General features: G+C 75.3%; 6 protein-coding genes. 1 reads left to right on the top strand and 5 read right to left on the bottom strand.

From position 1 onward, the window contains the following. Together K6U79_10535 and K6U79_10530 are read right to left on the bottom strand one after the other, a co-directional pair. The coding region (locus tag K6U79_10535; protein MCL6522788.1) for a hypothetical protein at positions 1 to 1,412 on the bottom strand (1,412 nt) is incomplete at its 3' end. An 83-nt stretch (positions 1,413 to 1,495) separates the two neighbouring features. Further along, on the bottom strand, positions 1,496 to 2,692 hold the full coding sequence (locus K6U79_10530; GenBank protein MCL6522787.1) for a hypothetical protein: 1,197 nt from the start codon (positions 2,690 to 2,692) through the stop codon (positions 1,496 to 1,498). Positions 2,693 to 2,870: 178 nt separating this feature from the next. Between K6U79_10530 and K6U79_10525 the strand changes: the two genes are divergently transcribed. After that, complete coding sequence (locus K6U79_10525; protein ID MCL6522786.1) at positions 2,871 to 3,968, top strand: mechanosensitive ion channel family protein; 1,098 nt, start codon at positions 2,871 to 2,873, stop codon at positions 3,966 to 3,968. An 11-nt stretch (positions 3,969 to 3,979) separates the two neighbouring features. On the opposite strand, the gene narI is transcribed toward K6U79_10525, so the two are convergent. The 3 genes from narI to K6U79_10510 all read right to left on the bottom strand — a co-directional run. After that, complete coding sequence (gene narI, locus K6U79_10520) at positions 3,980 to 4,693, bottom strand: respiratory nitrate reductase subunit gamma (GenBank protein ID MCL6522785.1); 714 nt, start codon at positions 4,691 to 4,693, stop codon at positions 3,980 to 3,982. Positions 4,694 to 4,695: 2 nt separating this feature from the next. Then, positions 4,696 to 5,346 (bottom strand): nitrate reductase molybdenum cofactor assembly chaperone, encoded by a 651-nt coding sequence (gene narJ / locus K6U79_10515; GenBank protein ID MCL6522784.1) that lies wholly within the window; start codon positions 5,344 to 5,346, stop codon positions 4,696 to 4,698. After that, a partial coding sequence (locus tag K6U79_10510) for a hypothetical protein (GenBank protein MCL6522783.1) occupies positions 5,343 to 5,929 on the bottom strand: 587 nt, incomplete at its 5' end. The genes K6U79_10510 and narJ, both read right to left, overlap by 4 nt.

Here is a 5,929-nt window from a genome sequence, read left to right as displayed (position 1 = left end):
GGCGTCTGGACGTCGTCGATGCGGAGCGTCCCGTCGCCGGCGGGCACCAGGTGGAAGGTGAAGCGGGCGTCCTGGCGCGCCGTCGCCGGCGACCCCTCCGGCGGTGGCAGGAGCGCCTCCAAGGTGACCGTCGCCGAGCCGTCCGACGCGCGCTGCACCTCCGTCCGCACCACCGAGGTCTCCCCGGCGTCGCCGCCCAGGCGGCGGAAGAAGCCCAGCTGGTAGGTGGTCCCGTCCGCCCAGAGCGGCACCTGCGCCCAATATCGCTCGCCCTCGGCGAAGGGCGGCTCGGCCAGGATGAAGAGGCGGCCCTGCCCGTAGAAGATGGGCTGTCGGATGCGCAGCGAGCCGCCCTGCACCGTGCCCGGAGCCATGTGCGCCCAGGCCTCGCCCGTCACCAGGTCGCCCGCCAGCCCGGCGCTGAAGGTGCGCTCCAGCAGGTGGCGGATCGCCGTCATCCCGGCGTCGGGCACCAGCAAGGCGGCGCCGGGCGGCGGCGGCGCGCCGCCCAGGGGGGCCGGCAGGAGGCGCGCGACCAGCCGCGCGGCCTGCTGCAGCGCGGCGCCCAGGCGGGCCGGGTCGCCCAGGAGCGCGGGCGTCAGGGGCTCGGGCGCTCCTGCGGCGGCCACGGCCGCCTCCACCTGGCCCGTCTGGAGCGGGACCGCCGGCGTGGCCGCCGCCAGCGCCTCGCCCTGCTTGATCTCGGTCTCCAGGCGGCTGTCGCGGGCGGGGGTCGTGGAGCCGCGCTCGGCCGAGAAGATGAGCCCGCCGGCGTAGCTGAGCACGTAGGTGACCTCGCCGCTCCGCGCGGTGCGCGCGCCGTAGACGAAGCGGTCGGGGATGGCCGGGGGCGTCCCGGTCAGCCCCAGCGCCCCCAGGAGGCGCGCCTGCTCCGCCGCGTTCAGCCCGGGCTGGACCGTCCGCATCAGGATCCGCGCCAGGGGAAGGATCGCCTGCCGCGCGGCGGCGCCATCCTGCTCCGGGTGGTCGAGCAGCACGTCGAGGGCGTAGCCGCTCCCCTGGATCTGGCCGGCGAGCAGTCGGTGGACCCCAGCGAAGACCAGGAAGCGGCCGTCCCCGTCGAGCTGGAACGGGGGCAGCGCCGCGTCCGCCTCGAAGGGGTCGAGCGCGCCGTTCCAGGCCGCGCGCAGCGCCTGCGCGTCCGCGAAGCTCCGCGCGGCCGGCGCCGCCGGGCTTCTGCCTCCACTTCCCCCTCCGGTCGGCGGGACGCCTCCCGCCGGGCCGGAGGCGGGCGCCCGGGCGTTCCCGGGCGCGGGCCCGGCCTGTCGGGCGACGGGCCCGGCGCAACCGGCGAGCGCCAGCACCCCCGCCAGGAGCAGCGCCGGCCAGCCGCTCCGCCGCCGCGAGGCGCCGCCCCGCACCGCCTTCTCCAGCCGTCCCACCCGCTCCATGCGACCGTCCTCCCCGGGCGCGGACCGCCTCCGCCTCCCTTGTGAAGGGACGCCTTCCGCCGCCGAGCGGTTCCCTCCGGGCTTCAACCTCCCGGCGGGCCGGCTGGCTCGAAAGTGAGCGTGCGCCAGAGCCCGTCGGTGGTCTGGTAGCGGATCCGGCGCCCGTCGAGGACGTAGAAGCTCCGCACCATCTCCTTCACCTGGCCGAGCGGGCGGCTCTTCAGCGCAGGCAGCTCCACGGCGACGAAGTCCGTCCCGGCTCCCGGTCCGGTGTCGTAGACGAGCGTCCGGTCGTCCAGCCAGGCCAGCCCGCCGACGAAGTAGCCCGCCTGGAGCCTCAGCTCGGCCTGGCCCGGCCGGCCGACCAGGATCCACTGCTCCCAGTAGACGCCGCCGTTGAGCAGCGCCGCCCGGTAGCGCCCGCCGGGGGAGGGGAGCCCCCTCGCCAGCGCGGCCCTCACCTGTTCGACTTCCTGGAAGCGGTCGCGGGCGAACTGCGACTGGACCCGCCCGCGCATGGCCAGGTAGTCGGCGTAGGTGCGCGGCCCGACCGTCACGCTCTGGCCCGGCCGGAGCGGGCCGTTGGGCCAGCCCTGCTCCGACGCGCTCTCCAGCTCGAAGGCGGGTCCGCCTGCGAAGCGGAGCCCCTGCGGAAGGAAGGTGAGGAGCGTCGCCCCCAGGCCGTGCACGTAGCTCCGGAAGCTCGGCGCGCCCAGGCGGGCCTCCAGTTCGGCGGGGCTCCAGGTACGGCCGACCAGCGCGGCGAAGGCTTGGCGCGAGAGCGGCCGGTCGGCCACGACCACGACCAGCGGGTCCGCCTTCCAGACCGCGTAGCCCGGGCCGCGTCCGGCGCCCAACCGGGCGAGACCGGCGTAGCGCGGGTCGCTCGTGTCGGCCAGCAGGGCCAGCACCCGGCTCCGGTCCTCAGAGAGGTAGAGGCGGAGCGCCCCGCCGGAGGCGGCGAGCTCGACGAAGTCCTCGCCCTCGGTCCGGTCCTGGTAGCTCGCCTCCACGGGAGGAAGCAGCCCCTTCACCTTCGACCAGCTCCAGCCGCCGCCGGCGAGGACGTCGAGCGGGTAGGGGAGGGACGCCCCGCGCCGCGGCGGCTGCGCCTCGGCGCCGCTCCCCGGCGCCGCCGGAGCGGGGCGGGCGCCAGCCAGCCGCTGCCGCACGGGCGGCCAGGCGAGAAGCGCCAGCAGGATCCCCGCTGCCACAGCCAGCACCAGCACCCGCGTGGCCAGGCGCTCCGCCGGCGCCCGGCCGCGTTCCCCTTTGGTCACGACCGTGAAACCTCCTCGCCGCCCGGGCGCGCAGCCGTCCGCCGCGCGGGGAGGGCGGCCCGGGCGGGCGGTGCTCCCCACGTCATCCGGACGGGCAGGAAGCCCCCCCGGTTCCCGTGGAATGCCTCCACCCGGACGGCTCCGGGGTACCTGCCTGCGGGGCCCGCGAAAAGGGGGGATGGGCGTGCGGCTCCTGGCCGACCTCTTCGCCGTGCCGCTGGCCGGCCAGCCGCTGGGGCGCTGGCTCCTGGCGCTGGTGCTGACCGTCGCCGTCGACGTCGCCCTGGTGCTGGTGCGCGACTGGGGCGCGCGCCTGCTGGAGGCCTGGGCGCGGCGGGGCGGCGGGGCGCTGGGCGACTTCCTGGCGAGGGGGCTGCTCCGCCGCACCAGCCGGCTGGCGCTGCTGGTGGTGGCCGTGGGGGCCGGCTCGCTGGTGGTCTCGCTGCCGCCGCGGACCGAGGCGCTGGTGCGGGCCGCCGTGCTGGTGGTCGTCTGGCTCCAGGTGGGGATCTGGGCCAGCCGCACCGTCCGCTGGTGGCTGCCGCGCTGGCTGGGCGGCCAGGGCGGGGAGGCGGAGCTGGAGCCGGAGATCGCTTCCGTCTACTCGATTCTCTCCGTGGGGGCGCTCACGCTCCTTTGGGCGCTGATCGCGCTCCTGGTGATCGGCTCGCTGGGCGTCAACGTGACGGCGCTGGTCACCGGCCTGGGCATCGGCGGCGTGGCCGTCGCCCTGGCGCTGCAGAACATCCTGGGCGACCTCTTCGCCTCGGTCTCCATCGTGCTGGACAAGCCCTTCCTGGTCGGCGACTTCATCGTCACGCAGGACTTCCTGGGCACCGTGGAGCGGATCGGGGTGAAGACCACCCGGCTCCGCAGCCTCTCGGGCGAGCTCCTGGTCATCCCCAACGGCGACCTGGTCAGGGCGCGGATCCGCAACTACCGGGACATGCCGGAGCGGCGCGTCCTGTTCACCTTCGGCGTGCCGTACGGGACGCCGCGCGAGAAGCTGGAGGCGATCCCGGGCTGGGTGCGCGAGATCGTCGAGGGAATCGGGCACACCCGCTTCGACCGCGCCCACTTCGCCCGCTATGCGGAGAGCTGGCTGGAGTTCGAGACGGTCTACTACGTGCTGAGCGGCGACTACAAGCTCTACATGGATGCCCAGCAGGCGATCAACCTGGCCCTATACCGGCGTTTCGAGGAAGAGGGCGTGACCTTCGCCTTCCCGACGCGCACCGTGGTGCTGGAAGGCGGAGCGGCCGCCCGGGATCGATAAGGGCGCACCTCTCATCCCGCCAGCCGATTGGCACGAGCGTCGCTGGGCCCCGGTGCCCGCCGCCGGTAGAGCACGTAGCGGCGCCACAGGTAGGGGAGCGGCAGGCTCCAGACGTGGACCAGGCGGGTGAAGGGCCAGGCGGCGAGGAGCGCGAAGGCGGCCAGCACATGGAGCTGGTAGCCCAGCGGCACGCCCGCCATCCGCCGCGGGTCCGGGCGGAAGAGGAGCAGGCCCCGCAGCCAGGGGCCGATGCTGAAGCGGTAGTCGTACTCCGCCACCAGGAGGTTGTGGCCCAGGGTGTTGTAAAGGCCGAGCCCCATCACCAGCGCCAGGAGCGCGAGCGCCACCCAGTCGGCGGGGCTGCTGGTCCGGCGGACGCGGGCGACGCGCAGGCGGCGGTAGGCCAGGAGGAGGAGGCCCGCCAGGGCGGTGGCGCCGGCCAGGCCGCCGGCGGTGACGGCCATGCGGTGGTAGAGGGCGTCGGAGACCCCCAGGCTCCGGTAGAGCCAGGCCGGTACGAGGAGACCCGCCAGGTGACCGAGGAAGACCAGGAGGATCCCCCAGTGGAAGAGCGTGCTTCCCCAGCGCAAGAGCCGCTTCTCCAGAAATTCGCTGGAACGCGCCGTCCAGCCGTACGGGTCGCTGGCGTAGCGGTAGAGGTGGCCGACCACGAAGACCGCCACCGCCAGGTAGGGGTAGATGACCCAGAGGAACTGTTGCCACAGGTTCACCACGCCCGCCTCCCCTCCGGCGCGTCCAGGCCGACCGTCTCCACGGCCGGCGGGCCGGCGCGCAGCGCTTCGATCTCGGCCTCCGCCTCCGGCGGGGCGGGCGGCAGGAGGTCCAGAACGGCCTCCACCGCCGCCGCATAAGGGCTGCCCGCCTCCCGCAGGCGCTCGCCCACCAGCCGGACGGGCGCCCGGAGGCGCTCCAGCAGGGCGAGACCGAGCGCGGGCTCGCGGGCGGCGAACTCCAGCAGGAGCGGCAGGTGGTCGGGCAGCTCACCCTCCGGCACCGCGTACCCCGCGCTCGCGTAGACCTGCTTCAGCGCCACCAGCGCCGTCCCGCGAACCCTCCGGTCGCCGAAGCGGTGGTAGGTCAGGTGGAGCGTCGTCTCGGCGCGGAAGTCGAAGTCGGCCACGTACCGCTCCTGCCGGCGGGCGAGCGGCGTCGCCTCCACCCACGCCAGAAAGGGCTCCAGCCTCTCCCGCAGCCGCCCCGCCCGCGACCCGAGCTCCCTGGCCACGGCCGCCTGTTCCTCGCCCGGGTAGGCGAGGAGGGAGGCCAGGGCCGCCAGATCCTCCCGCAACCGGCCCGGCTCCGGCAACCTGCCGGCTCCGGCCCGGCCGCCGGTCGACGGCTCGCGCCCTCCGCTCATGCCGGCTCCCTCCCGGGCGCCAGGCGGAAGGAGGGGCCGGCGCCCTCCGGGCCGCGGAGCGGCGCGCCGCAACCCCCCGGTCCGCCCGCGAAGTCGAGACCGCAGCTCCCCTGTTCGGCCATGAGCTCCTCCGCCAGCTCCTTGTGCGCGGGCGGTACGACGAAGCGCTCCTCGTACTTGGCCAGCGCCAGGAGCCGGTACATCCTTTCCACCGTTTCGAGGGTGAGTCCGGCCCCGTCCAGCGCCGACGGGTCGGGCTCGAGCCCGAGGTTCCGCGCCCGCATGGTGGTGCGCAGGGCGGCCAGCTTGCGCAGCACGCCGCGCACCACCTCGGCGTCGCCCGCCGCCAGCAGGTTGGCCAGGTACTGGATCGGGATGCGCAGCTGGTCGATGGCCGGGAAGATGTCGTCGGGCCGCGCCGTCGCGCCCTCGCCCTCAATGCGGTTGACGATCGGGCTGAGCGGCGGCACGTACCAGACCATGGGCAGCGTCCGGTACTCCGGGTGGAGCGGCAGCGCGATCCCCCACTCCACCGCCAGCGGGTAGACGGGCGAGCGCCGCGCCGCCTCGAGCCAGTCCTCGG

Source organism: Bacillota bacterium (assembly GCA_023511835.1).
GTDB lineage: Bacteria > Bacillota > Sulfobacillia > JAIMAT01 > JAIMAT01 > JAIMAT01.
The sequence above is the reverse complement of the archived record's forward strand: the minus strand, read 5'-3'. Positions and strand labels throughout refer to the sequence as shown.